We start from the raw sequence: 15,471 nt of genomic DNA on the forward strand, positions 1-15,471 counted from the left end.
TTTGGCTGCCAAAAGGTGCATCCATGAATCGTGTTTACCTTGATCATAACGCCACAACGCCAATTCGCCCCGAAGCGCGCGATGCGATGATCACGGCAATGGATCAGATCGGTAACCCTTCCTCAGTTCACGCTGAAGGACGAGCGGCAAAGGCCATGGTGGAGCGGGCACGGTCGCAGGTGGCCGAAGCTGTCGGGTGCCGACCGCAGGAAGTTATTTTCACCTCTGGTGCGACCGAAGCGGCTCGGGCCCTGCAGAATAGACCGAATAATTGCGATGTGTTCGTTGATGCAACGGCGCATGACGCGCTTTGGTCGCATCTTGATCTATCGAACTGCAACGAACGCCCGTTAGGACCTGGTCACATCTTAGCAATGGGGTTGGCGAATTCGGAAACAGGTATCGTTACCTTGCCACCGAAAAAGGTCGAAGGTCAGTGGCCCTATGGCGCACGGCGCGCCGATTGGTTGTTGCTGGATATTACGCAGGCTGTTGGCCGTATTCCCTTTTCCTTCGCCTGGAGCGATGCGGATATGGCGGTTCTTTCGGCGCATAAAATCGGCGGTCCTAAGGGTGTTGGCGCTCTGATCCTAAAACAAGGGCTGGACATCAACCCGCTTGCGGTTGGTGGCGGGCAGGAAATGGGCCGGCGCTCCGGGACGGAAAACGTTGTTGGAATCGCGGGTTTTGGTGCCGCTGCCGAGGCCGCAGTGAAAGATCTGGCTAACGGTGTTTGGGAAAATGTTGCTAAATTTAGAAATATTCTAGAGAACGCTCTTGAGGCCGGATCGAAAGCGACTATTTTTGTCGGGAAAGATCAGGAGCGACTCCCCAACACTTTGTGTTTTGCAACTCCCGGATGGAAAGGGGAGACGCAGGTTATGCAGATGGATCTGGCTGGATTTGCGATCAGCGCAGGTTCGGCCTGTTCAAGTGGCAAGGTAAAGACCAGCCGAGTTCTGACGGCAATGGGATATGACGAAGTAACGGCAGCCAGCGCAATTCGCGTATCGCTCGGCCCTTGGACAACAGAAGATGATGTGCTGCGTTTCGCGGATACGTGGCTGGAAAAAGAGAAAAAGCATCGCGCGCGCGCCGCGTGATCTGACGGAGGATAAGTCATGGCCGCTTTGGACCAGACTCAGGTAAAAGAAGGTGTCGATCAGGAAACCGTTGATGCGGTGCGCGAGGCCGGAACCTATAAATACGGCTGGAACACCGATATCGAGATGGAATACGCCCCAAAAGGCGTGAACCCCGATATCGTCCGTCTGATCTCGGACAAGAATGAAGAACCGGAATGGATGACCGAATGGCGTCTGGCCGCGTTCGAACGCTGGACCAAGATGGAAGAGCCGAAATGGGCGATGGTCAGCTATCCCGAAATCGACTTTCAAAACCAGTATTACTATGCCCGTCCGAAATCGATGGAGGTAAAGCCGAAATCGCTGGATGAAGTGGATCCGAAGCTGCTGGCCACTTACGAAAAGCTCGGTATCCCACTGAAAGAACAGATGATTCTGGCTGGCGTCGAAGGTGCTGAGGATATGCCTGCTGAGGGCCGCAAGGTGGCCGTGGATGCGGTGTTCGACTCGGTGTCCGTTGGCACAACCTTTCAGGCCGAACTGAAAAAGGCAGGTGTGATCTTCTGCTCGATCTCTGAAGCGATCAGGGAACACCCCGAGCTGGTCAAGAAATACCTGGGCACCGTGGTTCCGGTATCCGATAATTTCTATGCCACGCTGAACTCGGCCGTGTTCTCGGACGGGTCATTTGTCTACATCCCGCCGGGCGTACGCTGCCCGATGGAGCTGAGCACCTATTTCCGCATCAATGCGGAGAACACCGGTCAGTTTGAACGTACCCTGATCATTGCCGATAAAGGCAGCTATGTCAGCTACTTGGAAGGCTGTACTGCGCCTCAGCGCGACACTGCGCAGCTGCATGCTGCCGTGGTCGAAATCATTATCGAGGAAGATGCCGAGGTAAAATACTCGACCGTTCAAAACTGGTACCCCGGGGATGAGAATGGCAAGGGTGGCATCTATAACTTTGTGACCAAGCGCGCGGATTGCCGCGGCGACCGGTCAAAGGTGATGTGGACGCAGGTGGAGACCGGCTCTGCCGTGACATGGAAATACCCGTCCTGCATCCTGCGCGGTAATGAAAGTCAGGGTGAGTTCTATTCGATCGCGATTGCCAATAACTATCAGCAGGCCGACACTGGCACCAAGATGATCCACCTCGGCAAGAACACCAAGTCTCGGATCGTTTCGAAAGGGATCAGCGCGGGCAAGGCGCAGAACACCTATCGCGGGTTGGTCTCGATGCATCCGAAAGCCAAGGACAGCCGCAATTACACCCAGTGTGACAGCTTGCTGATCGGTGACAAATGCGGGGCGCATACGGTGCCCTATATCGAGGTCAAGAACAACTCATCGCGCGTCGAGCATGAAGCGACGACGTCGAAGGTCGATGATGATCAGCTGTTCTATTGCCGTCAGCGCGGAATGGACGAGGAAGAGGCCGTGGCCCTTGTTGTCAACGGGTTCTGCAAGGACGTGCTACAGGCACTGCCAATGGAATTTGCGATGGAGGCCCAGCAGTTGGTGGCCATCAGTCTCGAAGGATCTGTGGGTTAATCCCGACTTTCCCTGAATTCAGAACATACAGGGGGCATGACCCTCTTGCGATACGCCAAAGGAAATAAACATGCTGGAAATCAAAAACCTGCACGTCAAACTTGAAGAAGAAGACAAGCAAATCCTCAAAGGTGTCGACCTGAAGGTTGAGGCTGGCAAGGTACATGCGATCATGGGGCCAAATGGCTCGGGCAAATCGACGCTCAGCTATGTGCTGTCCGGTCGGGATGGGTATGAAGTGACCGAAGGCTCGGCGACCCTTGGTGGTGAGAACCTGTTCGAGATGGAACCGGAAGAGCGCGCAGCAGCTGGTGTTTTCCTGGCGTTCCAATATCCAGTTGAAATCCCGGGCGTTGGCAACATGACCTTTCTGCGCACCGCTGTGAATTCACAGCGCAAGGCCCGTGGGGAAGAAGAGCTTTCGGCAGCCGATTTCCTGAAAGAGGTGCGCGCCAAGGCCAAATCGTTAAAGATCGATGCGGATATGCTGAAGCGCCCTGTGAATGTTGGCTTTTCTGGCGGTGAGAAAAAGCGCAACGAAATACTGCAAATGGCCATGCTCGAGCCCAAAATGTGCATTCTGGACGAGACAGATTCCGGTTTGGATGTAGACGCGATGAAACTGGTTGCCGAGGGCGTGAACGCGCTGCGCGACGAAGCGCGTGGTTTCCTTGTTATCACGCATTATCAGCGCCTTCTGGACCACATCAAACCTGATGTCGTGCATATCATGGCCGATGGGCGGATTGTGAAAACTGGCGGTCCCGAGTTGGCACTTGAGGTCGAAAACAACGGTTATGCCGACATTTTGGCCGAGGTGAACTGATGGCGTTGCCCCAAGCAAAACAGACTGCGACGGAGGAGCGGCTGGCCGTCCTGTCGTTGCCCGATGCTGGATGTACTCGCGCTGCGCGCGAGGATGCGATTGCTCGTGTGCGCCAAATGGGCTTGCCCAGCCGGCGCGACGAGTACTGGAAATACACCCAACCCGATACGCTCGTATCGGCTGATGCAGCGCATGCGGCGCTGTTCGAGTCGGACGAGCCGCAAATGTTCGATGAATTCGACCGCTTGAAGATTGTCTTCGTTGACGGAGTGTTCAATCCCGAAGAGTCCGATGATCTGACGCTCGAAGGTGTTTCGATCGACCGGCTTGAAGATATTTGCTGCAAAGATATCCATTGGGCCAAAGACTTGTACGGCGTTCTCGAAGCAAATGGACAAGTCCCGGTTCAGCGCCCGCTGGCCGCATTGAACACCGCATTTGCATCAGACGGAGTGGCCATCCATGTGACCGGTAAGCCATCGAAACCGATCAGCCTGATCTATCGCCATGCGTCCGAGGATTCGGATGCGATCCTGCATCACGTAGTGCGGGTCGAAACTGACGCCGAGGTTACCATTCTCGAAAACGGGCCGGCGGCATCGCGTTTCAACAAATGTATGGAAATTGACATTGCCGATGGTGGCTCGCTGCACCATGTGCGGGCCCAGGGTCGTGACCACGAGCGTCGTGCGGCGACGCATATGTTTACACGGTTGGGTGCCAATTCGGTCTACAAATCCTTCACCCTGACCATGAACGGTGTTCTGACCCGGAACGAACAGGTGATCGAATTGACCGGCGATGATGCGGTGGCGCATGTGGCCGGTGCCTGCGTCGGAGATGGCGATTTTCACCATGACGACACGGTGTTCGTCACCCATGACGCGGTTGGTTGCGAAAGCCGCCAGGTGTTCAAGAAGGTGCTGCGGAACGGCGCGACCGGCGTGTTTCAGGGCAAGATCCTTGTGAAAGAGGGCGCTCAGAAAACAGATGGGTATCAGATCAGCCAGTCTTTGCTACTGGATGATGATAGTCAGTTCCTCGCCAAGCCCGAACTTGAGATCTATGCCGATGACGTTGTCTGTTCGCACGGTTCGACATCAGGTGCGCTTGATGAAACGGCTCTGTTCTACCTGCGGTCTCGGGGTGTGCCCGTCAAAGAGGCAACAAATTTGCTGACCTTGTCGTTCCTGGCCGAGGCTGTGGAAGAGATCGAGGATGAAGGCCTTGCGGAGGCTATGGTTGACCGCCTTGAAGGCTGGCTTTCTCGGCGAAGCTGATGCCGGTAACGTCGGATATAGTGGCCACATACCGTGGACCAGGCCGGGTTGTAAGCCGGCTTTTGGATTTGGGCGAACGTGAGGACCGCGCTTTGGTCTTTGTAATGGCGTTCTGCGTGGTGGCATTCATTGCGCAACTGCCACGTTTGTCCCGACAGGCGCATCTCGAAGACCTCGAGCTTAACATGCTGTTGGGCGGTGCCTTGCTTGGAACCGTCATTATCTTGCCGCTGTTCTTCTACCTTCTGGCCTTCGTGTCCCACGGTGCGGCGCGTCTGTTCGGCGGAAAGGGGACTGCCTATGGCGCAAGGTTAGCTCTGTTCTGGGCGTTGCTATCCTCGACGCCGTTGATTTTGCTGAACGGCCTTGTCGCTGGTTTTATCGGTCAGGGGACAACCATGACCACTGTCGGGTTGGTCTGGTTTGTCGTATTCCTGTGGTTCTGGTTTTCGGGCCTTAGGCAAGCGCAAAGGTATGCGGAATGAATCCGGCCGTGCTGAGTCAGATTGCTGTTCTGACCCTGACCAACCCTGCCGAAGCGGCAAGACGGTTGCTGGATCTGCGTCCCGGGCGTGAAGTTGTCTGGCTGGCATTCTTTCTGGCCGTCGTTTTGAACGGTGCCATCCAAATTGGTATCGAACAGATGGTTCCTGTCCCTCAGGGTGAACCGCTTCCCGTTTCTGATCCTGTTATTCTGAACCTTCTGCGTTCGTCAGGCGCGATGCTGCTCAGCGTGGTGGCTCTTCTTTTTGTTGGTCGTACTATCGGGGGCGTTGCGACATTCAAAGATATCCTGATCCTGACGATCTGGCTGCAATTCCTTCAGATAGCAGCGATGTCGGTAACGCTGATCGTTTCGATGGTTGTTCCATTTATGATGGTCATGTTTTTGCTGGCGACCGCACTTGTCAGCCTTTACGTCTCAATGCATTTCCTGAATGAAGCTCATAAGTTCAACTCGATGCTGAAATCTTTTGGGGTCATTCTGTTATCCGCACTGATTTCAATCTCATTTGTCCTCATGTTCACACCCAGCGGCCCGGTCTAGGGAAGAAAAATACGATGTTCGATCTGCAGAAAATTCGCGCTGACTTTCCGATCCTGTCCCGAGAGGTAAACGGCAAGCCGCTGACCTATCTGGACAATGGAGCATCAGCTCAGAAGCCACAGGTTGTCATTGACGCTGTGACGCGGGCTTATACCGAAGAATATGCAAATGTGCATCGCGGGCTGCACTATCTGTCCAATCTGGCGACCGAGAAATACGAATCCGTTCGTGGAACTATTGCCCGATTTCTGGGCGTAACGGATGAAGATGAGATTGTTCTGAACTCGGGCACGACCGAAGGCATCAATCTGGTCGCCTATGGCTGGGCGATGCCGCGTCTTCAGGCAGGGGACGAGATCGTCCTGAGTGTGATGGAGCATCATGCAAACATCGTACCCTGGCATTTCCTGCGCGAGCGTCAGGGAGTGGTGCTGAAATGGGTGGATGTGGATGCGGATGGTGGGCTTGATCCGCAAGCTGTCATTGATGCCATCGGTCCAAAAACCAAGCTGGTCGCGGTGACCCATTGTTCGAACGTGTTGGGCACGGTTGTGGATGTCAAAGCCATCACCGAAGGCGCCCATGCCAAAGGCGTCCCGGTGCTGGTGGATGGCAGTCAAGGCGCCGTGCATATGCCGGTCAATGTCCAGGATATCGGCTGCGATTTCTACGCCATCACCGGGCATAAGCTTTATGGCCCATCGGGATCGGGAGCGATTTACATCAAATCTGACCGGATGGCCGAAATGCGCCCGTTTATCGGTGGCGGTGACATGATCAAAGAGGTCAGCAAGGATCAGGTGATCTACAATGATCCACCGATGAAATTCGAGGCGGGAACTCCTGGCATAGTGCAAACCATCGGACTGGGCGTCGCTCTGGACTATCTGATGGATTTGGGGATGGACAACGTTGCTGCTCATGAGGCCGGGATCAGAGACTATGCGATGCAGAGGTTTGCAGGGCTGAACTGGATTCAGCTTCAGGGGACACGGCCGGACAAAGCGGCGATCTTTAGCTTCACTTTGGACGGTGCAGGCCACGCGCATGACATTTCGACGATTTTGGATAAGAAGGGCGTCGCCGTTCGGGCCGGGCACCATTGTGCTGGACCATTGATGGATTTCCTCGGAGTCACCGCGACATGCCGCGCCAGTTTTGGTCTCTATAACTCGAAAGATGAGGTCGATACCCTGATCGAAGCGCTTGAACTTGCGCATGATCTGTTCGCGTGAAACCTGTTTGATCCGGGTCGATTTTCAGTTGCACCCGGCCCGGAACAAGGTTAGCTAACGGCTCAGGCACCTGTAGCTCAGCTGGATAGAGCGCTGCCCTCCGAAGGCAGAGGCCAGAGGTTCGAATCCTCTCAGGTGCGCCATTTCTTGAATATTTGGGCTCGTATTGAAGATCACCTGCAACAGCCGGTTTGCGCAGGATTTATGAGGCTGCCTGAGTAGAATGGCACCTCCTCAATGGCAGATAAATCTGCTCATTCAAACGGTTACGTGACCGACAAACTTCTCTTGACGACGGGCGGGGCGGATCAACCGCCCCAGCTTCTTACCACACCGCAATCCATATGCACGAAGTTCGAGCGGTGGTATTTGCCAACACCACCAGCACGGCAAGACATCGCCGCTTTGGCCATTTGCGAGACCGAACGAGATGACAGGCGGAGGTCGGCTGCCTGGCCTTTCATGTGCAACGAATTCTTGGCAACACGGCGCGACCGTGACCGCAGCATCGCGTTGGTCTGCGGCGAGCGATAGCCCGACAGCAGCATATAGGGTTCGTTGACATCCAACAGATTATGCGACGCCGCCATGATGTCGATCGTGCGGAGGTCCATATCTTTGGCCTGGTCGGTGCGCCAATCGCGCATGAAGTGGTTCACTTCTTTGACCGCGTCTTTGATGTATTTACCGTCAACCCAATAGATCATATCGATCCGCTCGCCAGTGCGTCCGGAATACATGCGAATACGGCGAATATCACCACCGCCACGAAGGAATCCTGCTGCATTGGAGTAGGTTGGAGTTGCTACAACTGCTGTAGCTGCGAATGCGCCCAATAAAGCACGCCGGGTCAAACCCGAGGAACTGCTCGTCGTCATTTTGTGTTTCGTCCCGTACTGTTCCTGCCTGCACACGATGTTACGCGCGCTGTATTAATTTATTCCCATCCCAGATGAGGGATTTATGACACACTCGTGAAGGGCGGCCAAGAAGTCTTTCAAATTCATCTTTTCAAGGGGGAATTTTCGGCAGTTTTTTGCGCAGGTGGTGCAAAATGGCAAAGATCCAACGTCTTAGGCCGTCGCCGAAATCTGTCCGATGCAAACAAGCATCACGCTTGGGTATAAGCACGAAATTGATGCATTTGTGAATAGACAATGGGTTTCAAGCAAAACCATAATTGTTCGGCATTGCCTGAAACGGCGTATTATATTGAAAATTCAAGGGCTCCAAATGTTCTCTGTTCTTCGTGCAAGCACCGGTATTGCTTTGGCCGCATGTTTTCTAACGTCTTCGGCGATGGCGAACACTGAGGCCAAGCCTGACACCGCATTCCAGATGGCGGTTGCCGAATTTGCACCTTCCGGGTCTGAGATTGCCGATTTCTACCGTGAAAGAGGATTCGTGCCTGTTTGGGTTGGCGACACGGCTGCACATGCTGAACGTCGTCAACGGTTGATTGAGGGGCTTTCTGCGGTCGAATTACACGGGCTACCCGCGAACGCCTATGATGCGCAGGGCTTGGTTGACCGACTTCAATCAGCAAAATCAGCGCGTGAGCTTGGGGCCGTCGAGGTCGAGTTGACACGCGTTTTTGCAGCCTATGCTCAGGACATGAGGACAGGCCTTTTACGACCATCCGATATAGACGATGGATTAGTCAGGAAGGTCGAGCCGACCTCGACAGCAGGGCATCTGCGTGGACTGACGACCTCGGAGGATGCAGCCTATTTCGATCAGTTGGCGCCAAGCTCGACCCAGTATCGGGCTTTGATGAAGCAGAAACTTGCGCTGGAAGAATTGGTTCGCCAAGGCGGTTGGGGAACTACTGTTCCGCAGGCTAAGCTCGAACTGGGAGATACTGGACCCGCCGTAATAGCGATGCGTAACCGACTGGTTGAAATGGGTTTTATGAACCCAACAGCCAGCCCTGTTTTTGACGATGCCTTGCTGGCAGGCGTTCAGCGGTTTCAAATCGCACATGGTCTTGCCGCAGACGGCGTCGCGGGTCCGGGCACAATTACTGAACTGAACCGCACTGCCTCAGAACGTCTGAAGGCCGTCTATGTCGCGCTGGAGCGTGAGCGCTGGTTGCCGCGCGAGCGCGGTGAACGCCACATTCTGGTCAATCAGGCTGATTTCTCAGCCAAGATTGTTGATGACGGCTTTATTACCTTTGAAACCCGCGCTGTGATCGGCAAGAACACCCATGATCGTCGGAGCCCCGAGTTTTCCGACAAGATGGAACATATGGTCATTAACCCCAGCTGGTATGTCCCACGCTCGATCATCACCAAGGAATACCTGCCGCAGCTGCAGTCCAACCCAAATGCCGTTGGGCATATTCAGATTACCGATCGCAGTGGTCGCCAGGTCAATCGCGGGGCAGTAGATTTCACTCAGTTCACCGCAAGCAACTTTCCTTTTGCGATGCGCCAACCGCCCAGCAAAAGCAATGCCCTGGGGCTGGTGAAGTTCATGTTCCCCAACAAGCACAACATCTATCTGCATGATACACCGCAGAAAAGTTTGTTTGCTCGGGAATCTCGTGCCTTCTCGCATGGTTGTATCAGATTGGCTCAGCCTTTCGAATTCGCTTACGCACTGTTGGCGAAGCAAGAAGAAAACCCAAAGGCATTTTTCCATCGGATTCTCGCAACTGGAAAAGAGACTACTGTGAAACTTGAGCAGCATGTTCCTGTCCACTTGATTTACCGCACTGCCTTTATTGGCCCGAAAGGTGAGGTACAGTACCGACGCGACGTCTATGGCCGTGATCAGAAAATCTGGAATGCTCTGCAGAAAGCAGGGGTGGCCCTGCCGGACGTTCAGGGGTAATCACCGGGGGCAGGTCCTAGTTCCGGGAAGCCCCACATGAAATATACAGTTCAACAAATCGCAGATGCCCTTGACGCTGAGTTCCAGGGCGATGCCAGCCTGGTCGTACATGCTGCTGCTGAACCGTCGGATGCAACTGCCACTGATCTGGCGATGGCGATGTCGCCGAAATATGCCGAGGATCTGGGATCGGGTTCGGCGCAGGTCGCCATCCTTTGGGAAGGTGCTGACTGGCAGGCGTTGGGCCTTAAGGCAGCAATATTCGTTCGACGACCGCGCATGGCGATGGCCGGGATCACCTCCATGCTGGATAAAGGGCAGGGCTTTGGGTCCGGGGTTCACCCTTCGGCAGTCATCGACCCAACTGCGGATGTGGCAGATGGGGTCTCAATCGGCCCTCTGGCAGTCATTGGTGCACGGGCCCGGGTTGGCAGAGGGGCGAATATCGGACCGCATTGCGTCATAGGCATGGATGCTGTGTTGGGCGAAGACGCGGTTCTGCGCGAAATGGTCAGCATTGGTGCCCGTGTGCAGATCGGGGATCGTTTTATCGCGCAACCAGGTGCAAGGATCGGTAGCGACGGGTTCAGTTTTGTTACGCCCGAAGTATCGGGGGTAGAGAACGCGCGCAAGACCTTGGGGGATGCAGGAGACGCCAGCGCGCAAAGCTGGCTGCGCATTCATTCACTTGGTTCTGTGGAAATTGGCGACGATGTCGAGATCGGCGCGAATTGTACGATCGACAACGGGACCATTCGTAATACTCGCATCGGGAATGGCACAAAACTGGATAATCAGGTCCATATCGGCCACAACACGCGCGTTGGTAATGACTGTCTGCTGTGTGGTCAGTCTGGTATTTCCGGTTCAGTTGAGCTTGGCAATAACGTGGTTCTGGGTGGGCAATCAGGCGTCTCGGACAATATTTTCGTTGGCGACGGGGTGATTGTCGGCGGTGGTACCAAAATCCTGTCAAACGTACCTGCCGGTCGTGTGTTGATGGGCTACCCGGCTGTGAAGATGGAAACCTTTACTGATGTCTATAAGGCGCAGCGCAGATTGCCGCGGATGCTTCGTGACGTGGAGGCGTTGAAAAAGGCTGTTTCCAAACAGCCTCCGAGCGATTAAATCACATTCAACGTGATAATCAGAGGATCGATATGAGCATCACCGACCGCGTCATTGCCATCATTGCCGAACAAGCCGTGTTGGAGCCTTCGGATGTGACGCCCGAAAGTACGCTCGAAGATCTGGGGATCGACAGCCTGGGGCTGGTTGAGAGTATCTTTGCCATCGAAGAAGAGTTCGACATTACCGTTCCGTTCAATGCCAATGAACCAACGGCCAGTGACTTTGACATCTCAAATGTCGCCGCGATCATTGCTGGGATCGAAAAGCTTGTGGCAGAAAAGGTCTGACCCAAGCAAATGAAACGGGTAGTAATAACCGGGGCAGGCACGATCAATTCGCTTGGTCATTCAGTTCCAGATACGCTTGAGGCGATGCGGGAAGGCCGTTGTGGCATTTCGGAACTTGAATTTCGAGACGTCGACAGGTTGGCGATCAAGATCGGTGGGCAGGTCCGGGGGTTTGAAGCCGAGGGTCGGTTCAACCGCCAACAGATGACTCTGTATGACAGGTTTACCCAGTTTACCTTGACCGCGGCCAAAGAGGCCATAGATCAGTCCGGGATCGAATTCCACGGTGAGTTGGCTGCACGATCTGGCGTGGTTCTGGGAACAGCAGGTGGTGGCGTTTCGACCTGGGACGACAACTACCGTTCAGTCTATGAGGACGGGAAGAACAGGGTCCATCCATTTGTTGTTCCTAAACTTATGAACAACGCGGCGGCAAGCCACGTATCGATGGAACATAACCTCAAAGGTCCCAGCTTTACCGTATCGACTGCTTGTGCCTCATCGAACCATGCGATGGCGCAAGCCTTTCAGATGGTGCGCAGCGGGGCGGCCCCTGCGATGATCACCGGCGGCTCAGAATCCATGTTGTGCTTTGGTGGCGTTAAGGCCTGGGAAGGGCTGCGGGTGATGTCCAAGGATGCCTGTCGTCCCTTTAGCGCCAACCGAAACGGTATGGTGCAAGGAGAGGGAGCGGGCATCTTCGTGTTCGAGGAATACGAACACGCGAAGGCGCGTGGGGCAGAAATTTTGTGCGAAGTTGTTGGTTTCGCGATGACCTCGGATGCATCAGACATTGTAATGCCCAGCAAGCAGGGCGCAGCCCGTGCGATGTCAGGGGCGTTGTCTGATGCTGGCCTGAATGCCAATCAGGTGGGTTATATCAACGCCCATGGCACAGGTACTGCGGCCAATGACAAAACGGAATGTGCCGCTGTAGCTGGCGTTTTCGGCCCGCATGCGGACGAACTTTTGATCTCATCCACCAAGTCGATGCATGGTCACTTGATTGGCGGAACCGGCGCGGTAGAGCTTTTGGCCTGTATCATGGCCCTGCGAGATGGGGTGATTGCACCGACGATTGGCTACGAAGAACCAGATCCGGAATGTGCTTTGGACGTTGTGCCCAACGAGGCACGCGATGCGAAAGTCGAGGTTGCGCTAAGCAACGCTTTCGCTTTCGGAGGTCTGAACGCAGTACTTGCCTTGAAGCGGGTTTGAGAAAGCCGCTGGGTTAAACGGCTTTCTCGAAATGTAGTCTTCAGTTGGTTGCGACATCAACAATGTCGTAGCCTGCAGTAAACCCGGACAAAGACAGGTCAAGTTCGATCACCTGATCCGGCGCGGGCGCTGGAACGATGGTCAAAGTCGCCTTGCTACCCTGCTTCATTGCGTCGATATCCCCTTGGGTCAGGCCGATTTGGGCAACACAGCCAACAGGGTTACAAAACGAATAGTTGTAGCGTTTGGCAGGCGCCCCGTCGATTGAGAGGGTCAGCTGCGCTTGCAACAGGGTTTCAAGCGGAACCAAGATATTTGCTCCGGCTACAGCCGAACCGCCTTCGGGTAGGCGGAACATGGAAAACTCAGCCATAGGCACATCTTGCGGGCCATTTATGACTTGCAGCAGCGAACACAGATCTTTGCCCGCGTTCATCTTCAAACAGTTCAGGCTCCAGTCGCCGAATTTTTCTTTGTCATAGCGCTGTCCGACCTTGACGGTTTCATCGACCGGCTGCCCCAGGTCGAGACCATTGTCCACCTGCTCGGTCGTAGGGGATTCGGTGGCAGGTTCTGCCGTGTCGGTGGTCTCTTGCGCCAGGGCGGCGCCGTTGAAAAGAAAAGCTGCCGCAACAAGCTTTATCGGTGTCCTGAACATAATTGCCTCGTGATTGTTGATGTGGCTTTTCGCCGGGTCTAGCACCACTGGCGCGCAGTGTCAGGCATTATGCAGCGTAAAAAGACAGAAGTGATCGGAATCTCGCCTGAGGCCCCGTGGGCAACACGTGTAGCCAAGATAAAAGGGAGCCGGTGGAGCGGCTCCCTTTCATGAATTTTTCTCCCCGTCGGACCGGCCGACTTAATTATGAGCAGACGTTACGAGAGGGCGGCGCGGTGGTCAACTGCTAACCTGAAAATTTAATTATGAAGCTATGGTGGAAAAAGGGCCGCGCGTGAACGCGCGGCCAGTCGACAGGGAGGAAGTTTGTTGACCGCGGAATTCTCATACACGAACAACCAGAAAACTATCGCAGCCAAAGGTTAACTTTGTATGCTGGGCGGAGATCGGTAGGAAACAGGGCCTTAAGCATATGAGTGAGAACATATTTCTTGGCGGTGGTGGCGCGGATTATAGCCAACCGCAGACGTTGTCGTTGAAATACGCCAACCGCCACGGCCTGATTGCCGGTGCGACCGGCACTGGCAAGACCGTGACGCTTCAGATCCTGGCCGAGGGGTTTTCCAAGGCCGGGGTGCCGGTGTTTCTGTCTGACGTCAAAGGTGATCTGTCTGGTTTGGCGTTGGCGGGCAGTGAAAGTCACAAGCTACATGGGGCATTTCAGAAGCGTGCCGAAACCATCGGATTCACGGATTACGAATATGCAGCTTGCCCGGTCACTTTCTGGGATCTGTTCGGTCAGCAAGGCCATCCGGTTCGAACCACAGTATCCGAGATGGGACCTTTGTTGTTGTCCAGGCTGATGGACCTGAGCGAAGCACAAGAAGGCATTGTAAACATTGCATTTCGGGTTGCCGATGAAGAAGGTATGCCCCTGTTGGATATGAAAGATCTGCAAGCCCTGTTGGTCTGGATCGGAGAGAACAGAGCAAATCTTTCACTGCGCTATGGGAATGTCTCAACCGCCTCGATCGGTGCCATCCAGAGACGGTTGTTGGTTCTTGAAAATCAAGGGGGCACCAATCTGTTTGGCGAACCTGCCCTGGAACTGGCCGATCTTATGCGCACCGATGCCAACGGGAATGGCATGGTGAACATCCTGGCCTCTGACAAGCTGATGGGATCACCTCGTCTGTATGCGACGTTCCTGTTATGGCTGCTGAGCGAACTGTTTGAAGAGTTGCCCGAAGTCGGCGATCCGGACAAACCCAAGCTGGTATTTTTCTTTGACGAAGCGCATCTGTTGTTCGAAGACGCGCCCAAAGTGCTTGTGGACAAGGTCGAGCAGGTCGCCCGCCTTATCCGATCAAAGGGCGTAGGGGTCTATTTCATCTCGCAAAACCCGGCAGACATCCCAGAAGACATTCTGGGTCAGTTGGGTAACCGGGTACAGCATGCTTTGCGAGCCTTCACCGCCCGAGACAGGAAAAACCTTCGCCTTGCGGCCGAAACCTACCGCGAGAATCCAACCTTTGATACTGAGGCCGCCATCCGTGAGGTTGGCGTGGGCGAGGCGGTTACATCCATGCTGCAAAAGAAAGGGGTTCCGGGCATCGTCGAACGCACTTTGATCCGTCCCCCTGGGTCACAGTTGGGGCCGATTACCGCTGCCGAACGGCAAATGGTAATGAATGCGTCTCCGATGAAAGGCAAATACGAAACCCGCATAGATCGCAGATCAGCCTTTGAGATACTCCAGGCGCGGACTGATGCCGCAGCACAGGCCGCAGCCGAGGCAGAAGAACAGCTTGAGTCTCAATCGATTGCAGAACGCGAATTTGCCACGGCTCGCCGATACTCAGGTAGCAAAGTAACGCGGTCTTCTTCGCGGATCGTGCGAAAGAAAGACACCTTTGCCACCGCCATGAGCGAGGCCGTCATTAAAGAGCTTAAGGGAACAACCGGGCGCAGGATCGTCCGAGGCATTCTGGGCGGGTTATTTCGTAATCGTTGAATGGCGGGCCGGGCTGATTGCCCGGCCTCACAACGGTCACTTCAGGCGGCGTTGGCCTTCTTGTCTGCAATATGCATCAGCCTCGGGGACGGACATTTTTGTTGCCGGAAAGTCGATTGCCCGGTCCCAATCCACGCGGTTCTGCCGGTAGAGCTGGCATGTTACCACGCCCTTGGGGGTCTGGACTTTGACCGGAGTGGTTTCCAGATCTTTTGGTGACGGAATACATGCGGTCAAAGAGGCAAGAACCGGCAACAGAATGAGTGTCTTTGTAAGAGTGGTTTTCATCGGTGTTTTCTATTCCCTGCGGGCAAATGGTAGTAGTCTGCACAA

Annotated in this window: 15 protein-coding genes and 1 tRNA gene; 13 read left to right on the plus strand and 3 right to left on the minus strand. The window is 54.7% G+C overall.

Annotated features, from left to right (window positions below; all coding sequences use genetic code 11):
* Window positions 1–23: 23 nt before the first annotated feature.
* The 8 genes from AC2FLG_RS00440 (at window position 24) to AC2FLG_RS00475 (ending at window position 7,174) form a co-directional block, all read left to right on the plus strand.
* A complete protein-coding gene (locus AC2FLG_RS00440; protein WP_496704579.1) occupies window positions 24–1,103 on the plus strand; it encodes a cysteine desulfurase family protein in 1,080 nt (359 codons plus the stop codon).
* A gap of 18 nt (window positions 1,104–1,121) precedes the next feature.
* Window positions 1,122–2,642: a Fe-S cluster assembly protein SufB gene (gene sufB / locus AC2FLG_RS00445; RefSeq protein WP_142633735.1), complete on the plus strand. Its 1,521-nt coding sequence runs from the start codon at window positions 1,122–1,124 to the stop codon at window positions 2,640–2,642.
* A 70-nt stretch (window positions 2,643–2,712) separates the two neighbouring features.
* Window positions 2,713–3,468, plus strand: coding sequence for a Fe-S cluster assembly ATPase SufC (gene sufC / locus AC2FLG_RS00450; RefSeq protein ID WP_142633737.1), 756 nt, complete (start codon window positions 2,713–2,715; stop codon window positions 3,466–3,468).
* Window positions 3,468–4,748 (plus strand): Fe-S cluster assembly protein SufD, encoded by a 1,281-nt coding sequence (gene sufD, locus AC2FLG_RS00455; RefSeq protein ID WP_271947165.1) that lies wholly within the window; start codon window positions 3,468–3,470, stop codon window positions 4,746–4,748. The genes sufC and sufD overlap by 1 nt, the downstream gene beginning before the upstream one ends.
* Complete coding sequence (locus AC2FLG_RS00460; RefSeq protein WP_496704580.1) at window positions 4,748–5,233, plus strand: YIP1 family protein; 486 nt, start codon at window positions 4,748–4,750, stop codon at window positions 5,231–5,233. Before sufD ends, AC2FLG_RS00460 begins: the two co-directional genes overlap by 1 nt.
* Window positions 5,230–5,796, plus strand: coding sequence for a YIP1 family protein (locus AC2FLG_RS00465; RefSeq protein WP_142633743.1), 567 nt, complete (start codon window positions 5,230–5,232; stop codon window positions 5,794–5,796). The genes AC2FLG_RS00460 and AC2FLG_RS00465 overlap by 4 nt, the downstream gene beginning before the upstream one ends.
* A gap of 14 nt (window positions 5,797–5,810) precedes the next feature.
* A complete protein-coding gene (locus tag AC2FLG_RS00470; protein ID WP_496700390.1) occupies window positions 5,811–7,031 on the plus strand; it encodes a cysteine desulfurase in 1,221 nt (406 codons plus the stop codon).
* 66 nt (window positions 7,032–7,097) lie between these two features.
* Window positions 7,098–7,174 (plus strand) — tRNA-Arg (locus AC2FLG_RS00475).
* Window positions 7,175–7,339: 165 nt separating this feature from the next.
* Here the strand turns inward: AC2FLG_RS00475 and mepK are convergent.
* Complete coding sequence (mepK, locus tag AC2FLG_RS00480; protein WP_142633747.1) at window positions 7,340–7,909, minus strand: peptidoglycan L,D-endopeptidase MepK; 570 nt, start codon at window positions 7,907–7,909, stop codon at window positions 7,340–7,342.
* 421 nt (window positions 7,910–8,330) lie between these two features.
* On the opposite strand from mepK, the gene AC2FLG_RS00485 reads away from it, so the two are divergent.
* From AC2FLG_RS00485 to AC2FLG_RS00500, 4 genes are read left to right on the plus strand one after another with little or no spacing between them, the layout of a single operon-like run.
* Complete coding sequence (locus tag AC2FLG_RS00485) at window positions 8,331–9,869, plus strand: L,D-transpeptidase family protein (RefSeq protein ID WP_496704581.1); 1,539 nt, start codon at window positions 8,331–8,333, stop codon at window positions 9,867–9,869.
* 36 nt (window positions 9,870–9,905) lie between these two features.
* The gene (lpxD, locus tag AC2FLG_RS00490; protein ID WP_271947158.1) at window positions 9,906–10,997 is read left to right on the plus strand and encodes a UDP-3-O-(3-hydroxymyristoyl)glucosamine N-acyltransferase; all 1,092 of its coding nucleotides are present in this window, start codon (window positions 9,906–9,908) and stop codon (window positions 10,995–10,997) included.
* A 32-nt stretch (window positions 10,998–11,029) separates the two neighbouring features.
* Complete coding sequence (locus AC2FLG_RS00495) at window positions 11,030–11,287, plus strand: acyl carrier protein (RefSeq protein WP_142633752.1); 258 nt, start codon at window positions 11,030–11,032, stop codon at window positions 11,285–11,287.
* Between the two features lie 9 nt (window positions 11,288–11,296).
* On the plus strand, window positions 11,297–12,505 hold the full coding sequence (locus AC2FLG_RS00500) for a beta-ketoacyl-[acyl-carrier-protein] synthase family protein (RefSeq protein WP_271947157.1): 1,209 nt from the start codon (window positions 11,297–11,299) through the stop codon (window positions 12,503–12,505).
* Between the two features lie 40 nt (window positions 12,506–12,545).
* Here the strand turns inward: AC2FLG_RS00500 and AC2FLG_RS00505 are convergent, their stop codons facing one another.
* Window positions 12,546–13,163 carry an invasion associated locus B family protein gene (locus tag AC2FLG_RS00505; RefSeq protein WP_282027399.1) on the minus strand — a complete coding sequence of 206 codons (618 nt, stop codon included), beginning with the start codon at window positions 13,161–13,163 and terminating at the stop codon, window positions 12,546–12,548.
* Between the two features lie 433 nt (window positions 13,164–13,596).
* Between AC2FLG_RS00505 and AC2FLG_RS00510 the strand changes: the two genes are divergently transcribed.
* Window positions 13,597–15,138, plus strand: a complete 1,542-nt coding sequence (locus tag AC2FLG_RS00510; protein ID WP_496691226.1) for a helicase HerA-like domain-containing protein — start codon at window positions 13,597–13,599, stop codon at window positions 15,136–15,138.
* Window positions 15,139–15,174: 36 nt separating this feature from the next.
* Here AC2FLG_RS00510 and AC2FLG_RS00515 read toward each other — a convergent pair whose 3' ends face one another.
* Window positions 15,175–15,426, minus strand: a complete 252-nt coding sequence (locus AC2FLG_RS00515; RefSeq protein WP_142633761.1) for a hypothetical protein — start codon at window positions 15,424–15,426, stop codon at window positions 15,175–15,177.
* Between the last annotated feature and the right edge of the window lie 45 nt (window positions 15,427–15,471).

This window comes from Ruegeria sp. CDSA193 (genome assembly GCF_059611885.1).

Bases quoted from the DNA above. Each gene is read 5' to 3' on its own strand.
- lpxD (WP_271947158.1), top strand. From the start codon at position 9,906: ATGAAATATACAGTTCAACAAATCGCAGATGCCCTTGACGCTGAGTTC.
- sufC (WP_142633737.1), top strand. From the start codon at position 2,713: ATGCTGGAAATCAAAAACCTGCACGTCAAACTTGAAGAAGAAGACAAG.
- AC2FLG_RS00510 (WP_496691226.1), top strand. From the start codon at position 13,597: ATGAGTGAGAACATATTTCTTGGCGGTGGTGGCGCGGATTATAGCCAA.
- AC2FLG_RS00485 (WP_496704581.1), top strand. From the start codon at position 8,331: ATGGCGAACACTGAGGCCAAGCCTGACACCGCATTCCAGATGGCGGTT.
- AC2FLG_RS00460 (WP_496704580.1), top strand. From the start codon at position 4,748: ATGCCGGTAACGTCGGATATAGTGGCCACATACCGTGGACCAGGCCGG.
- AC2FLG_RS00440 (WP_496704579.1), top strand. From the start codon at position 24: ATGAATCGTGTTTACCTTGATCATAACGCCACAACGCCAATTCGCCCC.
- mepK (WP_142633747.1), bottom strand. From the start codon at position 7,909: ATGACGACGAGCAGTTCCTCGGGTTTGACCCGGCGTGCTTTATTGGGC.
- AC2FLG_RS00505 (WP_282027399.1), bottom strand. From the start codon at position 13,163: ATGTTCAGGACACCGATAAAGCTTGTTGCGGCAGCTTTTCTTTTCAAC.
- AC2FLG_RS00495 (WP_142633752.1), top strand. From the start codon at position 11,030: ATGAGCATCACCGACCGCGTCATTGCCATCATTGCCGAACAAGCCGTG.
- sufB (WP_142633735.1), top strand. From the start codon at position 1,122: ATGGCCGCTTTGGACCAGACTCAGGTAAAAGAAGGTGTCGATCAGGAA.
- AC2FLG_RS00470 (WP_496700390.1), top strand. From the start codon at position 5,811: ATGTTCGATCTGCAGAAAATTCGCGCTGACTTTCCGATCCTGTCCCGA.
- AC2FLG_RS00465 (WP_142633743.1), top strand. From the start codon at position 5,230: ATGAATCCGGCCGTGCTGAGTCAGATTGCTGTTCTGACCCTGACCAAC.
- sufD (WP_271947165.1), top strand. From the start codon at position 3,468: ATGGCGTTGCCCCAAGCAAAACAGACTGCGACGGAGGAGCGGCTGGCC.
- AC2FLG_RS00500 (WP_271947157.1), top strand. From the start codon at position 11,297: ATGAAACGGGTAGTAATAACCGGGGCAGGCACGATCAATTCGCTTGGT.
- AC2FLG_RS00515 (WP_142633761.1), bottom strand. From the start codon at position 15,426: ATGAAAACCACTCTTACAAAGACACTCATTCTGTTGCCGGTTCTTGCC.